Raw genomic sequence first — 16,744 nt, 5'->3', positions numbered from 1 at the left:
CTATTTTCCGTGCAGTAAAACTCCCACCTCAAAATTCAGTTTGAGCAAAGAAGTTAGGTGATGGATTAACTGCCCATAAATGTCCAATTGGTGAAGGCTAATAATCGGTGGGGATGAACAAAACCCCACTGATTAAAGTTTCACTTTATCCTTGTAATTCTTTTTTGATATTCTCTGTTAATGTAGCCATACGCTTGCGGCTTTCTTCACGCTCACGTTTATTTTGTTCTTCAATTTGTTGTGTTTCTTGCATACCTCTTGAAATAATGTTCCAAGTTTCCTCAAGTGTTTCCATCTTAATACTAGAAGAACCTGATAATCTCGCTACTTCTACACTTTGCGTTGCGATATTTTGTGCATTTTTCTTAAGTAATTCATTTGTACGGCGATCCAGTTCAGCCATAGAATCTGCAACAAGCTTTTGGCGCTTGGCATTTACCGCTTGAATGATACCATTTTTAAAGATAGGAATCGTTGTAATAAATGCTGTATTGATTTTACCAATTAATTTATTATTACCACGTTGAATCATACGAATTTGTGGTGCTGTAAGTAACGCAACCATACGTGCTTTTTCTAAATCGTCAATACGCTGTTCTAAAATTTCAACAGAGTTTTTAAGCGACTCTAATTCAATACCTGCTAATTGATCATTATTACGTACACGCTCTTCATACATCGGAACTAACTCTGTATTTAAACGCTCTAATAACATTTCTCCTGCTACTACGTACTTCTCTAAGTCTAAATAATATTTTAAGTTTTGCTCATACAAGCCATCTAACGTACCAATTGATTTTTTCATCTCATCTTGGTACTTCGTAATTTCCACATAAACTTTATCAATTTCGCGGCCCATCGTTTGATATTTACTAAAGATTTGTTCTATCATTTTATCCGCTTTTTTGAACATACGTGAGAAGAAACCACTTTTTTCTTCCGCAAAGTCTTTACTATCAAATCGGTCCATAATTTTACCAAGCTGTTTTAATAATTCACCAGAATCTTCTATCTTTGATAATGACATTGTATGTAAAATTTGATCAGCAAAACGTGAAATTTCCATAGAAGGTTCTTTTCCAAGTTCAATTAATTCTAATTGATCTTTAATATCTACCGCATTATAAATACGTTGTACATCCGCATCTTGTCTAAGTTGTAAGCGAACATCTTGTGCTGTTTGTTCATTTAATTCTGTTTTCGGATCTAGTACGACTGGGTTATTCATATGGTATTCTCCCTTTCCTTATAAAAATGGACGAAATAGTCCTTTTATTGTTTGTGATAAATTTTTATAGGCTGATGAACCATGAAACTCAAGATCGAAATTAACCTCTTCAAGCCAATGTGAATCAAATGCCCCCGCTTCAATATACGGTTCAATATCGTTTCTTCCCGTTGGATTGAAATGGAATACATCTACTCCAATTTGATTCAAAAATAGTAATAAAACAGCGTCAGAACGAGTTAATTCTCCGCTCTTCTCATTATTAAATATAACAATTTTCGGTACATCTTGTGAATAATCAAATTTCTCAAGCTGTTCTAAAATATTCGGTGGTATTTGAGAAAGTTGTGCGAAAACATATAGCGCTACATCTTGTTTCGTCTCTTTCGCAATTGGTTTGCACATTTCACTTTCGCACGTATGGATAATCGCCTCTGCAATCCCATGCTGTAAACCTTCTGGTAAACGCTTATGCGGCCACCAATGGCTATTCATAATTAGATCAGGATGCAATTTTCCAGCTCGGTCCAATGCATCTCGATAATGATATTGGAAGTTTGCTTTTTGCTCTTTCGTAAACGGGAATGTATTAATTAATAAACTGTTATCAAATGATGTAACAGCCTTTAATCGTTGAAAATATTCTTTATCATTCTTTGAAACGCCTGATATTTTCGCAAATAAAGAAGGAATATAAATATGTTTATTTTCAACAAAGAATGTTGGGCGTACAAATGCCTTTTCTTTCGTAATTAAAAAGAGTTCATCATATGTCGTTTTTAACGTACGAGCTACAGGCGTATAGGAACGGAATTGCCACGGCTTGTACAGCAGTGAATTATCGTGGTGAAGTACTTGTTCAATTTCTTTCGAAGCTTGATACGCTACTGTTGCAACACGCTCACGGCGACGATCAGGGAATGGTTCAAGCGAAATGCGACTTGAATGAGATACAACAAAAGTTCTTCCCTCTTCATCAATATTTTCAAATCCATCTTTTCCTTCTGGGTGATAATAAAGCACATCACAACCGAGCATAATAAGAAAGTATAAGAAATATATACGGCTTTCCTGTGCATCACCGTACCAAATGATACGCGGCATTTGTTTCTTATAATTAATCGTAGAGAACCACTTCGCTACGTAATTTTCGCTTAGTTTAATTATGTCGATTAAGAAACGACGGAAGCCTTCTGTCTTTAACGACTGATTATGTTGCTTCTCATATAATTTCAATAGTGAAATAAACGTCGTATGTATGTAATGCTGTAAATCAGGATTGTCTACTTTCGGTAAAAGTTGTTTCCCAGATAAGTGTGCAACTAGCCTATTTACTGTCAGACCATTTGGTGCTTCTTGATGTAATCCGAACACTTCTTGAATATGACGAAGCTTTTCCGAATCAATCACTTTGTTTAAATTTTGTTCGTGTAAAACTTCGATTCCTTTCGCTTCACTATAATCAAACAGTTCATTAAAATATTCATCTACATCATTAGGAACGCCAAGGATTCGACATGCTATATAACTAAATTTCATCTCATTCTCTGTCAGCTCATATTGTGGGCGTTTTTCTAAAAGCGTTTCAAATTGCTTTAAATCTGATTCATCTTTTAATGCATATGGTTGAAGTGTAAAACGTGAAAACACAACAGTTCACCTCCAAAAACATTTACGTTTTTTCTAAGTCCTTCTTCTATTATAAACTATTTTTGGTTATAAAAAATGGGCGCTCGCAAAACGAGCAAACCCATTTCAATTATTTATTGTCTTCTTTAGTAGCTGCAACTTCTTCTCTAGCTTGTCCAGAATTCTTCATGTAGTGAAGTATAAATGTTGCTCCAAATGCTACAACTAAAATAATAAAGAATAGTGTATGACTAATCTCAATCTCGATTAAAGACAGTAACATTTTTGCTGCAATAATTAAGATTAAAATGTATGCTGTCGTTTCAAGCTCTGGAATACGCTCTAACAATTTTAAGAATACACCAGCAATACCACGCATCATTAAAATACCTAGCATTCCGCCTAATAGTAAAATCCAAACTTCATTAGATACACCAAATGCAGCAAGTACGCTATCTACAGAGAATGCGATATCCATTAATTCAACCATCGCAACTGTTCCCCAGAAGACACCAAACATTCTAAAGAGAATACTATTTTGATTCATACCGTGAGCTTCGTCTTCTTCACTTGCACCTTTACGCTTATCAATAAAGTATTTTACTGATAACCAAGCAAGGTAAAGTGCACCAAGAAGTTTTACCCACCATAATTTAATTAAGAACATTCCGATTCCAATCGCAATAAAGCGGAACACATAAGCTCCAATAAGTCCATAGAATAATGCTTTTTTACGTTTTTCTTCCGGAAGATGTTTTACCATTACCGCTAACACAAGTGCGTTATCAGCAGATAATAATCCTTCAAGTACAACAAGTGTACCAATTAATCCCCAAGATACTGGATCCTGCAACACTTTAATCCACATGTCCAAGTCGAAAAACTGAGCATACGTATCAAGGATTCCTTGCAAAATACTCATCTTACCTTTATCCCCTATTCTTTGCTAGATTTATAGAAAGGTCAAAAAAAGGAAACGAATATCGTTTCCTTTCTATGCATCCAAGCCATACGCTCTTACAAGCGCACCTAAACCACCTTGGAATCCACTTCCTACTGCATTAAACTTCCACTGTCCATTATGACGGTATAATTCACAAAAGACAACTGCTGTTTCGATGGAGAAATCTTCCCCTAAATCAAAACGAAGAACTTCTTCACTCGTTTCTTCATTCGCTAAACGAACAAACGCATTTCCTACTTGCCCAAAGTTTTGACTACGGCCTTCTGCATCATAAATCGTAACTGTAATAGCAATTCTGTGCACATCTGCTGGAACTTTCTTCAAATCCACAACAAGTTGCTCATCGTCACCTTCACCTTCACCTGTACGGTTATCTCCTGTATGTAAAACAGATCCACAAGGAGACTGTAAATTATTATAGAAGATAAAATCAGTTTCCTTCGCACATTTTCCGTTTGCATCTAATAAAAAGGCAGATGCATCTAAATCGAAATCGGCTCCGCCGTCATAAGATTTAATATCCCATCCAAGACCAATTACTGCTTTTGTTAAACCAGGGCTTGTCTTACCTAAATCGATTTTCTGGCCTTTTTGTAATTGAATAACCATCTATATTCACCTCTATATTTTTATCTTTAAAAATATATCCATCAGTAAACATACATTTCACCGATGGATATATAAATCAAATCTATTACTCTACATCTAAACCAAAGTTATTACATAGAGACGCTAATCCACCTTGGAATCCACTTCCGATTGCATTGAATTTCCAATCACCTGCATGACGATATAATTCACCTACTACTACGGCTGTTTCAATAGAGAAATCTTCTCCTAAATCGTAACGAATTAATTCTGCATTCTTTTCTTCATCAAGAATACGTACGAAAGAATTAGAAACTTGTCCGAAGTTTTGGCTACGGCCTTCTCCATCATAAATTGTAATTGTGAAACAAATACGTTCGATGTGAGCAGGAACATTTTTCAAATCTACTTTAATCGCTTCGTCATCGCCTTCACCTTCACCAGTGCGGTTATCTCCTAAATGCTCTACAGCACCATTCGCACCTTTTGGATTATTATAGAAAACGAAATCTTCAGCTCCTGAAACTTTACCATTCGCGCCTACTAAGAAAATACTAACATCTAAGTCGAAATCGTTTTGTCCGTCATAACGATTCGTGTCCCAACCAAGTCCTACAAGAACTTTCGAAAGACCTGGATTCGTTTTTGTTAAGTCTACCTTTTGTCCCTTTTTCAATGAAATTGATGCCATATACAATTCCTCCTCGGTTATTTTATTGATAACGTGATACAATCTCACTTAAGTTTTTATCTTGCGTGCCTTCTCCAACTGCTGAAAACTTCCATTCACTTCCGTGACGATACATTTCACCTGCAATTAGAGTTGTTTTGCCAGCATAATTATCCGATAAATTATAGCGTGCTAATTCTTCACCAGTTTGCGGGTTTTGAATACGAATATATGCATTACGAATCATCCCGAAATCTTGACGACGATTTACACAGTCATAAATATTTACAACGAATACTAAACGATTAATACGGCTTGGAACTTTATGTAATTCTACGAAAATTGTTTCGTCATCACCAGCGCCTTCACCTGTTAAATTATCTCCTGAATGAATAATACTACCACAAGTAGAAAGTTTATTTCCGAAGTAAACTAAATCATTTTTGTTTAAAAAACGATCTCCTTCTAACATAACAACAGATGCATCACAATCTACATTTGGTTTACTTCCAAATAATGAAGACAGAAATCCACCTGATTGCCCAATTGGATCCCAGCCTAAGCCAACCTGTAGTTTTGCTACTTTTGGTTGTCCTTTCGTTAAATCGATCTTTTGACCTTTTTCTAAAATAATAGGCATGAAGTTTCTCCCTTTCTACAAAGCATTTTCCGAATCGGAAAATATTGTATTCTTCTCTTATATTGTAGCATTATTTACCTAGCGATAAAAAGGATAAATTCTCAGTTATATGAAAACATTCATATAATTTACTTATGATGATGTAAGAAGTGGTAAATAGCACCAATCATTCCTGCACAATTACCGTTTTGCGCAAGTTCAATCTCACAATTATTATAAATCTCTTGATTTAAGTATTTACTGACCTCTTCTTTTACTTCTTTTAAAAACTCATTTCCTCTATCGGTAATTCCTCCACCAATAATAATCGTTTCTGGATTAAAAATATAAGCAAGATTACTAATTCCGATTGCCAAATGTTTAAAGAAAATCCCAACTGCTTGAGCAACTTCCCGATCTCCTTTATCATACAACTCGAAAATTCTTTTCCCATTCCACTTGCCTTTGCCTTTATATTTGCTTACAAGTCGAATTAATCCTGAAATCGAAGCAACCTCTTCAAACGTTTTTTCTTCTATTAACATATTCCCCCATTCACCAGCACTAAATGAATGTCCTCGGTACAATTTTCCATCTATAAAAATTGCTCCCCCAATCCCTGTTCCAAGGGTGAGCATAATAAAGTTATCTTTCTCTCTTCCACTACCATTCCACTTTTCTCCAAACGCTGCACAATTCACATCATTGTCAATCGATACTGGAACTTTTAATATCTCTTGCAATCTATCAATAATAGGAATAGTACTATATCCCGGAATATGATCCGCACCTCCCGTCACAATTCCTTTATTAATATCAACAATTCCCGCAGTGCTAATACCGATTCCGGCAATAGTATGTTCATTCATTATTTTTTTGGATACATATATAAGTTTTTGAATAATTTGTTCTCCGCCTAAATGAATTTCTGTTGCAACTGTTTGACGCTTTAATACTCTCCCTATTTCTGAAACAATACCATACTTAATTTGCGTACCGCCAATATCAAACGCTATATACTCTTTCATCTGCTGCCACTTCCTCTACCGTTATGAATGTAAATTCTCCCCCTCTACTATTTGTAGGAAATCTACATTAACCCTTTTCTGCTTTGACAAATACACCACCTTTTTCTATATATAGTTTTTTTTGCATAAAACTCTTTTTCCTAAGAAATATTACAAAGGGATGTATTTTAGATGGAACATTAATCTCTTAGGAGGAAAACCATGACGAAAATCTTCATTTTAGCATCAACACTCTCTTTATCTTTTTTTAGCGGTTTAAATATCGGTAATGCTGCAACTGAAAACTTCCAACCATTAACAAACGCTATTGTACAAAATAGCGATCATTTTGCAGAAGGAAACTCAAAGGATAATAATATACCTCCAGGAAATAACGGCTCTCAGGACGATGCTGGTTCTGGTGACAATGGTTCTGGCGGTAACGGTTCTGGTGGCAATGGTTCCGGCGGTAACGGTTCTGGTGACAACGGTTCCGGCGGTAACGGTTCTGGTGGCAATGGTTCTGGCGGTAACGGTTCTGGTGGTAGTGGCTCTGACGGCAGCGGTTCCGGTGGCAATGGTTCTGGTGGCAACGGCTCTGGCGGTAACGGTTCTGGTGGTAGTGGCTCTGACGGCAGCGGTTCCGGTGGCAATGGTTCTGGTGGCAACGGTTCTGGTGGCAACGGTTCTGGCGGCAGTGGCTCTGGTGACAACGGTTCTGGCGGTAATGGTTCCGGCGGTAACGGTTCTGGTGGCAATGGTTCTGGCGGTAACGGTTCTGGCGGCAACGGCTCTAGTGGCAATGGTTCTGGCGGTAACGGTTCTGGCGGCAATGGCTCTGGTGGCAATGGTTCTGGCGGTAACGGTTCTGGTGGTAACGGTTCTGGCGGCAATGGCTCTCAAGGCGGCAATCGTGTTAAAGGTGATAGCAGTTCTCAAGGGGGTAATGGCTCTCAAGGTGGCAATCGTGTTAAAGGCGATAGCAATTCTCAGGAGGGCAACGGTTCTCAAGGGGGGAATGTAAAAGATAATACGAAAAAACAAGGTGATAAATTACCTAATACTGCAACGCATTACCCTATATCTATTTTAATGGGGCTTTCAACATTCCTAATTGGTATGTTACTGTTTATTCGTCGTAAAAACGTAAAATAAGAACAACATCCTTCCATCTAAAAAGTACATGAAATACTGTATAAAACTAAAAAGGACTTTGGATTACATTTTATTATGCAGCCCAAAGTCCTTTTATCACCTATCAGAAAAAGTATTAATACGCTTTTCCCCAATACACCATTTGTTTAGCTTCTTTACCACAACAAATACATTCTTCAGCTAAATGCTCTTGCTCAAAAGGCATACAACGTGAAGATACGCCAACTTCTTCTTTTAGTTTTTCTTCACAAGCTAATTCCCCGCACCACATTGCCTTAATAAAGCCTTGCTTTTCATCAGCTATTTTTTTCATCTCTTCGAAATTTGTCGCAACATACGTATTCTCATCGCGAAATGCTTTTGCTTTATTAAATAAAGCAATATGAATTTCTTCAAGTAATGCTGGAATACGTTCTTCTAATTGATCCATTGGTACAAACTCTTTTTCCTTCGTATCTCTTCTTACAAGTACAACTTGATTCTTTTCAATATCTTTAGGGCCAACTTCTAATCGAATTGGAATCCCCTTCATTTCATACTCATTAAATTTCCAGCCTGGTGTTTTATTACTAGCATCTATTTTTACTCGTGCAACCTTTTGAATATGTGCTTGTAACTCTGTTGCTTTTGCTAAAACTCCTTCTTTATGCTGAGCAATTGGTACAATAACAACTTGCACTGGAGCGACTTTTGGTGGCATTACAAGTCCATTATTATCACTATGAACCATTATTAGCCCGCCTATCATTCTTGTTGATACACCCCAAGATGTTTGGTGCACATATTGCCACTTACCGTTACGATCTAAAAACTTAATATCAAATGCTTCTGAGAAATTCGTCCCAAAGTTATGAGAGGTTCCTGTTTGAAGTGCTTTTCCATCATGCATTAAACTTTCAATTGTATAAGTTGCCTTTGCTCCAGCAAACTTCTCTTTTTCTGTTTTTTGTCCTTTAATAACTGGTATTGCTAAATAATCCTCACAGAAAGAAGCATATAAGTTTAAAATATTTAATGTTTCAGCCTGCGATTCTTCTGCCGTTTCATGGATTGTATGACCCTCTTGCCATAAAAATTCAGTCGTACGAAGGAACGGCCTAGTTGTCTTCTCCCAACGAACTACTGAACACCACTGATTATATAACTTTGGCAAATCATTATAGGATTGCACAATTTTTGAAAAGTGCTCACAGAATAAAGTTTCAGATGTAGGACGTACACAAAGTCTTTCCGCTAACTTTTCATCTCCGCCATGCGTAACCCATGCTACTTCAGGAGCAAATCCTTCAACATGATCCTTCTCTTTTTGCAATAAACTCTCTGGGATAAACATTGGCATATATACATTTTCATGGCCAGTTTCTTTTAACTTCTCATCCATCACCTTCTGCATATTCTCCCATAAGGCATAACCATACGGACGTAAAATCATGCATCCTTTTACACTTGAATAATCAACAAGTTCGGCTTTTTTTACAATATCGGTATACCACTGCGCAAAGTCCTCTTCCATCTTCGTAATGGCTTGCACTTGTTCTTTTGCCATAGTCAGTCTTCCCTCCTTCTAGAAAATACAAAAAAGCCCGCGTCCCTAAATAGGGACCGAGCTTTGTCGGCGTTACCACCCTGATTCATGCACAAAAATTGCGCATGCTCTCTTTTTGATAACGGGAAATTCCCGCTGCATATGCAGAACTCAAAGGCAGGTTCCATATTGCCTTTTTAAGAATCTTTCAGCCTGACGGATTCTCTCTCTGCTAAAAAGGTTGAACATGTACTAGTCCTTTTTCATCGTTATAACGAAATAAATTTGTTGATTATCATAATACAAATTCTTTTTTAAAACAATAGCTAATTTTCTTATTTTTATATATTCTTTTCATTTTTTGCAGTTTTATACGTAGCTTTTCCGCGTAATTTTCACAAGTTGATGTGCAATCATACCGATAAGTGTACCAAGTAGGACGAAGAAACCAATAAATCCATATCCCATTCCTTCCCACCCACCAATAACAATCATTGTAACGGGAAAGGACGCTAAGCAAAGAAGTATTAAACTAAGTGCAAATATAATATCGAACTGTTTGTCTGGAAACCGTTTCTTTAGTAAATATGAAATAGCAAATACAAGGATAATCGTGATTCCGCCAATGATGTAAAAGATACCAAATCCATCTAACCAATCCATAGTGTTTCCTCCTTCCATAGATTCCCTTATACTTAATTATATGTTTAATTTTTCTGAAAATAAATAATAAATTTTCACATAAAAATATATTTTTATTACTAGGTATTAATAGTAATATATAAGAATAGGTTTTATATAATCAGGAGGGAACTTTATGGATAAAGCATTAACAAACCATGTCATTATTTTATCATTCGACTGTTTATCAGCTTTAGATTTTCCTATACTACAAAAACTACCTCATTTCGAATCTCTAATAAAAAAGGGCACGGTTGTCGAAAAAGTAGAACCAATTTATCCTTCTGTAACATATCCAAGCCACTCAACAATCGTAACCGGTAATTACCCTAACAAGCACGGTGTTGTTAGCAATACGTTACTTCAACCAGGGCGTGAATCACCTGATTGGCATTGGTACCGAAAATCAATAAAAGGAACAACATTGTATGATGAAGCGCGCAAAGCAAATTTAACGACAGCTGCCCTTCTATGGCCTGTTACTGGAAGAGCGAACATCGATTACAATTTACCAGAAATTTTTCCAAATAGACCTTGGCAAAATCAAGTGTTAGTTTCCTTATTTAGCGGTAGCCCACTATACCAATTAGATTTAAATCGTCGTTTCGGCCATATAAGAAATGGTTTATCACAACCAGAGCTGGATGATTTCGTCCTCGCCTCTGCTGTGCATACAATCCAGACGAAAAAGCCTAATATCATGTTCGTACATTTCACCGATCTAGACACACAAAGACACTATCACGGCTTTGAATCTAACGAAACAATAGCTGCTATCCAGAGACACGACGAACGTCTAGGGAAAATTATTCAAGCACTAAAAGAAAGTGACTTATACGAAGAAAGTACAATTATTGCCCTTGGTGATCATAGCGCTTTAAGTGAAAACAAATCCATACAATTAAATGTGCTATTCCATCAAAGAGGACTTATATCTCTTAATAAAAAAAGAAAATTAGTAGACTGGAAAGCCTATTGCCAAAGTTGCGACGGCTCTGCCTATGTATATGTAAAGGACAAAAATGATACGGATACAATTCGGGAGGTACAACTACTCCTTGAAGAGCTACTTCAAAATAAACAAAACGGAATTGAATTTATACTTCATGATGAAGCTGCGAAAGACTGCGGTGCAGACGGTAATTGTTTATTCATGTTAGAAGCACGAGAAGGGTATTATTTCACTGAAAACTATACAGGAGATTTTATAAAAGAAATTACCGAAAAAGATGTTACGCCTAGTAAAAAATATACATTTGGTACGCATGGATACTCTCCAACAAAACCTAACTATGAAACAATTTTTATCGCTGCTGGGAAAGGAATAAAAAGTGGCGTTACCGTCCCGTATATGAGACTTATTGATGAAGGTCCAACTATCGCTAGACTACTCGGTTTACACTTAGGTGAAACAGACGGAGCAATTGTAGAGGATTTACTCCAATTGTAAAGAACAGTGTATATATGTAAAAGTTATGTAAAATTCATCACTGTTTCTCTTTTTATAATTTTTATTTTTGTACACTGTTAGTAAAACAAATTTAAGGGGGAACATTATATGAAAAAAATGTCCAGACAAGAAAAAAGCTGGATATTATACGATTGGGCGAACTCTGTATACTCGCTCGTCATTACAACTGCATTATTTCCAATTTACTTTAAAGCAGCTGCAAAAGAAGCTGGACTATCTGGGGCAACTTCAACAGCATATTGGGGATATGCAAACTCATTCGCAACACTTTTAATTTCTATACTTGCTCCTATTCTTGGCACAGTTGCTGATTATAAAGGATTTAAAAAACGTTTTTTCACATTCTTCTTTGGACTCGGTATCGTATTTACAAGTATGTTAGCAGTCGTTCCAACCTCTCAGTGGTACTTATTGCTAGGGTGCTATATGCTCGCCTTAATCGGCTTTGCTGGAGCAAACATTTTCTATGATGCATTTTTAGTAGACGTCACTTCTGAAGATAGAATGGACCGAATTTCTACAAGAGGATTTGCATTAGGTTATATCGGGAGTACAATTCCTTTTATCGGTTGTATCGCTCTTATTATTCTTTCCCAAAAAGGAACTATTCCCTTATCGGTCGGCATTGCTAGTCAAATTTCCTTTGCAATAACAGCTCTTTGGTGGGGATTATTTACAATTCCAATGCTAAAAAACGTAGAGCAAACACACTATATTGAGCGTCATCCAAGACCTATTAGAATGAGCTTCAAACGTCTTGCTGATACTTTTAAAAATATTAAAGAATATAAAACTGTATTTATGTTTCTAATCGCTTACTTTTTCTATATTGACGGAGTCGACACAATTATTACTATGTCTACCGCTTACGGAACCGATCTCGGTATTAGTGCAACGAATCTATTAATCATATTATTTGTAACACAAATTGTCGCTTGTCCATTTGCTTTACTATACGGAAAATTATCTGAAACATTTACTGGTAAAAAAATGTTATATGTCGGTATCATTATTTATATCATTATTTGCACATATGCTTATTTTTTAAAAACGACACTTGATTTTTGGATTTTAGCAATGTTAGTTGCTACATCTCAAGGTGGTATTCAAGCACTAAGTCGTTCATACTTTGCAAAACTAGTACCTAAAGAATCTGCTAATGAATTCTTCGGATTTTATAATATATTTGGCAAGTTTGCCGCAATTATGGGTCCGGTATTAGTCGGTGTTACAACCCAATTAACAGGAAAAACAAACGCTGGTGTTCTTAGTATTATTGTTCTGTTTATTATCGGAGGATTCTTACTAACTAGAGTTCCAGAAAATAATACATCCGTTACACCACCTAGTCCAAAGACTAAAACGCTATAAGAAAAGATCCTCTTCTCATAAGAAGAGGATCTTTTTTATTTTTAAAGGTGCGACTTATAATGAACGACTCTACTGCTTGTACAAAAATAATTTATCAACAGTTGTTCCTAATACTTCAGCTAAACGGAATGCTAACGCTAAACTTGGATCATATTTATTATTCTCAATTGCATTTATCGTTTGTCTAGAAACCTTACATTTATCAGCTAATGCGCCTTGTGAAATATTATTTTCAGTGCGTAATTCATAGATTTGATTTTTCACACCATTGCTCCTAACCTGTAAAATCGTTTTTACAACATCAGTATATAATTGGCTCATATAGTTGTCAAAAGTTCCTCAAAGAAAAAGGGAGCAATATTGCTCCCTTACAATAGTTATTTCGAAGCTAACGAATTTGTTAGTGCCTCTTTATTAGCAACATCTTCTTTTTTTATTTGCATACGTAGAACTGGCCCTATCGCTAATAAAATAAGTGCCATTGCTATACAAAACACAGTAACTAGTGAAGTTAGTTCCTTTAATCCTCCAGCTAGTGAAGTTCCAATTAGCATTGCCCCCATAAACAGTGGTAAAATCGTCCCATTTACTCTTCCAACCATATTTTCTGGTACAAGTTGAATCATAAGCGTACCGACAACAATATTAACACAAGCTAAACAAATACCTGTTCCAAACCTCATGAAACTAGTAATCCAAAATGATGTAGATAGCCCTTCTACTAAAAATGACATTGCTAATATGCCCATACCGAATACAAACATTTTTTTCGGATTCACTTTTGAAGCGAAAATTGCAGCAACAATACCACCAATTAACATACCTATTCCATCAGCTGCAGCTAAATATTGAACTGCTTCCTTTTCCATTCCAAGGCGTTCTATTACAAGAAACACCTCTAATGGAGTTGTTAATCCAACAGCTAAGCCTATAATGGTGAAAGTGATCGTAATCATACGTAAATTTTTCGTATGAAGAACATACTTCCAACCTTCTTTTATATCATTTTTTAATGAATCTCTCGCCACTTGCTCTTTTTCAACCCATTTTGGTAAAAATGAAAGGGCGATAGCAGATAACAAAAATAAAATGATTAAGCTATATAGTGACGTAAATAAACCAAGTTGTGTATACACAAGCGATCCTACCACTGGTCCAAAAATTAGAAATAATGACTGTAATGTTTGGTTAAATGCAATCGCATTTGCTACCTGTTCTTCTTTTACATAGCGCTTAAATATACGCGAAGATGAGGGCTGAGAAAACTGACCTACAATCGCGGAAATGAGTGTTGCAAAAAATATAGCCTGCCAATAATCCAGCTTTAACAACAGGACAATTCCTATAATAGACAGTACACTCAACACATCTCCAGTGACCATTGTTCTTTTCGGATTCCAGCGATCAGCTAGCGCACCACCGATAAACGAGAAAATAAAAATAGGTGCATATTCCATAACTGATAACAAAGAAACAGAAACCGGATCATTATTCGTTCGCTCCATTATAAAATACAAAAGAGCCATATTTCTGATCCAAATTGCAAATTGTTGTAAAATATCAGACGCCATAACGAGCATAAATGCTCGGTTTTTAAATAAAGCGTTCATTTTCATTCCCCTTTCACAAACCGACCGTTCAGTCTAATTTATTTTGTAAGAAAAGCAACTGACCTATTATTCAGCTGCCATTCCTTTTAACAATACATCTATTGCCTTTTTATAAATACGCTTCAACTCTTTATAATCTAGCTCGTAGTAAAGTACTCCAAGCCCTGATAATAATCCATTCACAATATACATAAGATCACGAGTATTATCTTCACGGAACTCTCCAGACTGTATACCTGCTTCAATTAATTTCTCAAACATAACATATGATTCTCTAGTTAAAGCTAATAGTTCCTCCAAAATCTCTTTACTTACAACTTGACTCATAGAGAATTCCTCTATGGCATTTGAAATTGGTTGCTGTATGTCCTCTACATGATATTCCGCGAGACCATATAGTTTTTCAGTACTAGTGCTATACAACTTCTCTTTTTCATTCCATTTTTCAAGCCAATCATACGTATGCTGTTTCACTACAAATAAAAATAATTCTTCTTTACTTTTAAAGTGATAATAAATACTTCCTTTACTTCGCTCTGTAATTTCACAAATCTCTTCCATAGATGTAGCTGCGTAGCCCTTCTGTGAAAATAGACTTTCTGCTTTGTATGCAATTTCTTTCTTTATCTCTTCTGCGCTTCTTCTCATATTCACACCTCTTTAAACCGACCGTTCAGTCTAATAATAACAAATCAAAAACCTCTATCGCAAGAGGCTATATTCCTTATTTAAGAAAACGTACTTTCAAACCAAGTTCGAATCATATGTATTGTTCCAAATTTAAATGCTAATTTAACAAGAAATACGCCTCCCGCAGCTAATAAAAATAACACTACTTTCCCCTTATTTTTCACTTTCGGTTCCCTTTTCATTTCCATTCCCCTTAGTATGTTAAAAATATTAATCAAACGTTTGTTTAACTGTGTTTATGTATATGTAAGCCGACTAATCAAACGTTTGTTTAAAAAGAAATACGCCTATATAAGGCGCATTTTCATCAATCCCCACCGCCACCGCAGCTTCCTCCGCTATCTCCCCCAAAAGAGCCTCCACAATCATGTGAACCGCCATCATGCGAGCTATCATTATCCGATCCAGCAAAGAAAAATAATGGTGATGAGCTGTTAGATGAATTATGTATGTTATTTTGTTTCGCCAAGTTCACCTTCTTTTTGTTCGATCGAACTGCTGTTACGATTATTCCAACTACAACAAATAATAGTATGACAATAATAAATCCCATATAAAAGCCTCCCCTATTCCTCGAATAATTGAATGATTCTCTCTAGATTTTCAAGTGAAATGAAGCGTGATTCACGAAGAATTTCTTTTCCATTATGAAATAATAAAATTGTTGGCCCTGTAAATACTCCATATCGCCCCGCAATCTCTTGCATGTCTTGTAGTAATATCTCTATTTTCTCTACGTAATCATAATTCTCTAATACGCAATTTACTTTTCTTAGCATAACATCACAAACACCACAATTTTCCGTTTTAATAAACAGAAGTACCAATTGTTGTTCTTCGATATAGGTCGCTAATTCTTCTATCGTTTTAAATGTAGTCATCTTATCCCTCTTAGCGTAATTTACGAAATAATTTGCCTTGATACATACGAAAAGCTGAACTATCTTTAATCTTTCTCTTTTCCATTACCTGCTGAAAACGAAGAGTTTTTGCTGTAAACTCTTCTCGTAATTTCTTTCTCTCTTCTTCATCATAACAGCAAGCAATTAGATCCTCTATTTTTAATATATCTTTTTGTAGTTCCATTTCTGGTGGAATCATTCCCGCATTTTTTTAAATTTTATAACTCATTCTAAGTTCTGGAGGTACCATTGAAAGATCTTCTAATTGTAGTGGTTTTCCTTTTCCCGGAAGATAATCAAGATCACCATTCCGTATTGCTTGTCGAATTTTTTCTTCAGCAATGTTCAAAAACACATCCACACTATTCCCTCCTTTACATATTTTTACTATTATTTTACATGATATTTCCTGATCTTTCTACGTCTTTAATAATTGGCTCCATACAATTTTTTCTCAAATTTATTTATAATGAGCTTTTTCTTCCCATACCAATCTTTAGTTTTCATATATAGTTTGTATTCAAGCCTTTTTGTATTGAGAAAGTCTTTTTCAACTTAATAAAGCGTTTACACTAAATCTTACATTTGTTACGATTTAATCACCCCCAGCTCCCTTGTATAGACTTCGTGATGT

General features: G+C 35.8%; 18 protein-coding genes, 1 pseudogene and 1 other annotated feature. Of the genes and pseudogenes, 3 read left to right on the top strand and 16 right to left on the bottom strand.

Features of this window, described 5'->3' with window-relative positions; translation table 11 throughout:
* Positions 1-145: 145 nt before the first annotated feature.
* The 7 genes from ACTFR3_RS21375 to ACTFR3_RS21345 form a co-directional block, all read right to left on the bottom strand.
* Positions 146-1,228 (bottom strand): toxic anion resistance protein, encoded by a 1,083-nt coding sequence (locus ACTFR3_RS21375; RefSeq protein WP_001064409.1) that lies wholly within the window; start codon positions 1,226-1,228, stop codon positions 146-148.
* Positions 1,229-1,246: 18 nt separating this feature from the next.
* Positions 1,247-2,878, bottom strand: a complete 1,632-nt coding sequence (locus ACTFR3_RS21370; RefSeq protein WP_000492859.1) for a YceG family protein — start codon at positions 2,876-2,878, stop codon at positions 1,247-1,249.
* Positions 2,879-2,987: 109 nt separating this feature from the next.
* Complete coding sequence (locus tag ACTFR3_RS21365; RefSeq protein ID WP_000025704.1) at positions 2,988-3,779, bottom strand: TerC family protein; 792 nt, start codon at positions 3,777-3,779, stop codon at positions 2,988-2,990.
* Positions 3,780-3,851: 72 nt separating this feature from the next.
* Positions 3,852-4,430, bottom strand: coding sequence for a TerD family protein (locus ACTFR3_RS21360; protein ID WP_000236641.1), 579 nt, complete (start codon positions 4,428-4,430; stop codon positions 3,852-3,854).
* Between the two features lie 85 nt (positions 4,431-4,515).
* A complete protein-coding gene (locus ACTFR3_RS21355) occupies positions 4,516-5,100 on the bottom strand; it encodes a TerD family protein (protein WP_000146726.1) in 585 nt (194 codons plus the stop codon).
* A 22-nt stretch (positions 5,101-5,122) separates the two neighbouring features.
* On the bottom strand, positions 5,123-5,719 hold the full coding sequence (locus ACTFR3_RS21350; RefSeq protein ID WP_001121586.1) for a TerD family protein: 597 nt from the start codon (positions 5,717-5,719) through the stop codon (positions 5,123-5,125).
* Positions 5,720-5,847: 128 nt separating this feature from the next.
* Complete coding sequence (locus ACTFR3_RS21345; RefSeq protein ID WP_000666116.1) at positions 5,848-6,726, bottom strand: ROK family protein; 879 nt, start codon at positions 6,724-6,726, stop codon at positions 5,848-5,850.
* A 201-nt stretch (positions 6,727-6,927) separates the two neighbouring features.
* Between ACTFR3_RS21345 and ACTFR3_RS21340 the strand changes: the two genes are divergently transcribed.
* The gene (locus ACTFR3_RS21340) at positions 6,928-7,860 is read left to right on the top strand and encodes an LPXTG cell wall anchor domain-containing protein (protein WP_440044804.1); all 933 of its coding nucleotides are present in this window, start codon (positions 6,928-6,930) and stop codon (positions 7,858-7,860) included.
* Between the two features lie 115 nt (positions 7,861-7,975).
* Here the strand turns inward: ACTFR3_RS21340 and proS are convergent, their stop codons facing one another.
* Positions 7,976-9,406, bottom strand: coding sequence for a proline--tRNA ligase (gene proS / locus ACTFR3_RS21335; RefSeq protein ID WP_001040977.1), 1,431 nt, complete (start codon positions 9,404-9,406; stop codon positions 7,976-7,978).
* A gap of 48 nt (positions 9,407-9,454) precedes the next feature.
* Positions 9,455-9,661: a binding site (T-box leader), on the bottom strand.
* 93 nt (positions 9,662-9,754) lie between these two features.
* Positions 9,755-10,048 (bottom strand): YesK-like family protein, encoded by a 294-nt coding sequence (locus ACTFR3_RS21330; RefSeq protein WP_000383850.1) that lies wholly within the window; start codon positions 10,046-10,048, stop codon positions 9,755-9,757.
* Between the two features lie 154 nt (positions 10,049-10,202).
* Here ACTFR3_RS21330 and ACTFR3_RS21325 point away from each other — a divergent pair, with 154 nt between their 5' ends.
* Positions 10,203-11,516 carry an alkaline phosphatase family protein gene (locus ACTFR3_RS21325; protein ID WP_017673773.1) on the top strand — a complete coding sequence of 438 codons (1,314 nt, stop codon included), beginning with the start codon at positions 10,203-10,205 and terminating at the stop codon, positions 11,514-11,516.
* A gap of 108 nt (positions 11,517-11,624) precedes the next feature.
* Complete coding sequence (locus ACTFR3_RS21320; RefSeq protein WP_000738812.1) at positions 11,625-12,908, top strand: MFS transporter; 1,284 nt, start codon at positions 11,625-11,627, stop codon at positions 12,906-12,908.
* A 69-nt stretch (positions 12,909-12,977) separates the two neighbouring features.
* Here the strand turns inward: ACTFR3_RS21320 and ACTFR3_RS21315 are convergent, their stop codons facing one another.
* The 7 genes and pseudogenes from ACTFR3_RS21315 to ACTFR3_RS21285 form a co-directional block, all read right to left on the bottom strand.
* Positions 12,978-13,229: a helix-turn-helix transcriptional regulator gene (locus ACTFR3_RS21315; RefSeq protein ID WP_002023181.1), complete on the bottom strand. Its 252-nt coding sequence runs from the start codon at positions 13,227-13,229 to the stop codon at positions 12,978-12,980.
* Between the two features lie 56 nt (positions 13,230-13,285).
* Positions 13,286-14,518, bottom strand: coding sequence for an MFS transporter (locus tag ACTFR3_RS21310; RefSeq protein WP_000992579.1), 1,233 nt, complete (start codon positions 14,516-14,518; stop codon positions 13,286-13,288).
* 66 nt (positions 14,519-14,584) lie between these two features.
* Positions 14,585-15,166 (bottom strand): TetR/AcrR family transcriptional regulator, encoded by a 582-nt coding sequence (locus ACTFR3_RS21305; protein WP_001254439.1) that lies wholly within the window; start codon positions 15,164-15,166, stop codon positions 14,585-14,587.
* 80 nt (positions 15,167-15,246) lie between these two features.
* Positions 15,247-15,390 (bottom strand): hypothetical protein, encoded by a 144-nt coding sequence (locus ACTFR3_RS21300; RefSeq protein ID WP_000817981.1) that lies wholly within the window; start codon positions 15,388-15,390, stop codon positions 15,247-15,249.
* Positions 15,391-15,515: 125 nt separating this feature from the next.
* Entirely contained in the window at positions 15,516-15,761 is a 246-nt protein-coding gene (locus ACTFR3_RS21295; protein WP_000505774.1) for a hypothetical protein, read from the bottom strand.
* Positions 15,762-15,774: 13 nt separating this feature from the next.
* A complete protein-coding gene (locus tag ACTFR3_RS21290; protein WP_000206515.1) occupies positions 15,775-16,089 on the bottom strand; it encodes a thioredoxin family protein in 315 nt (104 codons plus the stop codon).
* A gap of 10 nt (positions 16,090-16,099) precedes the next feature.
* Positions 16,100-16,471, bottom strand: a pseudogene (locus ACTFR3_RS21285) (DUF1992 domain-containing protein).
* Positions 16,472-16,744 lie beyond the last annotated feature (273 nt).

This window comes from Bacillus cereus group sp. MYBK14-1 (assembly GCF_051916885.1).
GTDB classification, from domain to species: domain Bacteria; phylum Bacillota; class Bacilli; order Bacillales; family Bacillaceae_G; genus Bacillus_A; species Bacillus_A cereus.
Note: the sequence above shows the minus strand (reverse complement) of the source record. Positions and strands in the feature narration are given on the sequence as shown.

Excerpts from the sequence above, each read along its gene's own strand:
- ACTFR3_RS21375 (WP_001064409.1), bottom strand. The coding sequence starts at position 1,228 with ATGAATAACCCAGTCGTACTAGATCCGAAAACAGAATTAAATGAACAA.
- ACTFR3_RS21365 (WP_000025704.1), bottom strand. The coding sequence starts at position 3,779 with ATGAGTATTTTGCAAGGAATCCTTGATACGTATGCTCAGTTTTTCGAC.
- ACTFR3_RS21360 (WP_000236641.1), bottom strand. The coding sequence starts at position 4,430 with ATGGTTATTCAATTACAAAAAGGCCAGAAAATCGATTTAGGTAAGACA.
- ACTFR3_RS21355 (WP_000146726.1), bottom strand. The coding sequence starts at position 5,100 with ATGGCATCAATTTCATTGAAAAAGGGACAAAAGGTAGACTTAACAAAA.
- ACTFR3_RS21350 (WP_001121586.1), bottom strand. The coding sequence starts at position 5,719 with ATGCCTATTATTTTAGAAAAAGGTCAAAAGATCGATTTAACGAAAGGA.
- ACTFR3_RS21345 (WP_000666116.1), bottom strand. The coding sequence starts at position 6,726 with ATGAAAGAGTATATAGCGTTTGATATTGGCGGTACGCAAATTAAGTAT.
- ACTFR3_RS21340 (WP_440044804.1), top strand. The coding sequence starts at position 6,928 with ATGACGAAAATCTTCATTTTAGCATCAACACTCTCTTTATCTTTTTTT.
- proS (WP_001040977.1), bottom strand. The coding sequence starts at position 9,406 with ATGGCAAAAGAACAAGTGCAAGCCATTACGAAGATGGAAGAGGACTTT.
- ACTFR3_RS21330 (WP_000383850.1), bottom strand. The coding sequence starts at position 10,048 with ATGGATTGGTTAGATGGATTTGGTATCTTTTACATCATTGGCGGAATC.
- ACTFR3_RS21325 (WP_017673773.1), top strand. The coding sequence starts at position 10,203 with ATGGATAAAGCATTAACAAACCATGTCATTATTTTATCATTCGACTGT.
- ACTFR3_RS21320 (WP_000738812.1), top strand. The coding sequence starts at position 11,625 with ATGAAAAAAATGTCCAGACAAGAAAAAAGCTGGATATTATACGATTGG.
- ACTFR3_RS21315 (WP_002023181.1), bottom strand. The coding sequence starts at position 13,229 with ATGAGCCAATTATATACTGATGTTGTAAAAACGATTTTACAGGTTAGG.
- ACTFR3_RS21310 (WP_000992579.1), bottom strand. The coding sequence starts at position 14,518 with ATGAACGCTTTATTTAAAAACCGAGCATTTATGCTCGTTATGGCGTCT.
- ACTFR3_RS21305 (WP_001254439.1), bottom strand. The coding sequence starts at position 15,166 with ATGAGAAGAAGCGCAGAAGAGATAAAGAAAGAAATTGCATACAAAGCA.
- ACTFR3_RS21300 (WP_000817981.1), bottom strand. The coding sequence starts at position 15,390 with ATGAAAAGGGAACCGAAAGTGAAAAATAAGGGGAAAGTAGTGTTATTT.
- ACTFR3_RS21295 (WP_000505774.1), bottom strand. The coding sequence starts at position 15,761 with ATGGGATTTATTATTGTCATACTATTATTTGTTGTAGTTGGAATAATC.
- ACTFR3_RS21290 (WP_000206515.1), bottom strand. The coding sequence starts at position 16,089 with ATGACTACATTTAAAACGATAGAAGAATTAGCGACCTATATCGAAGAA.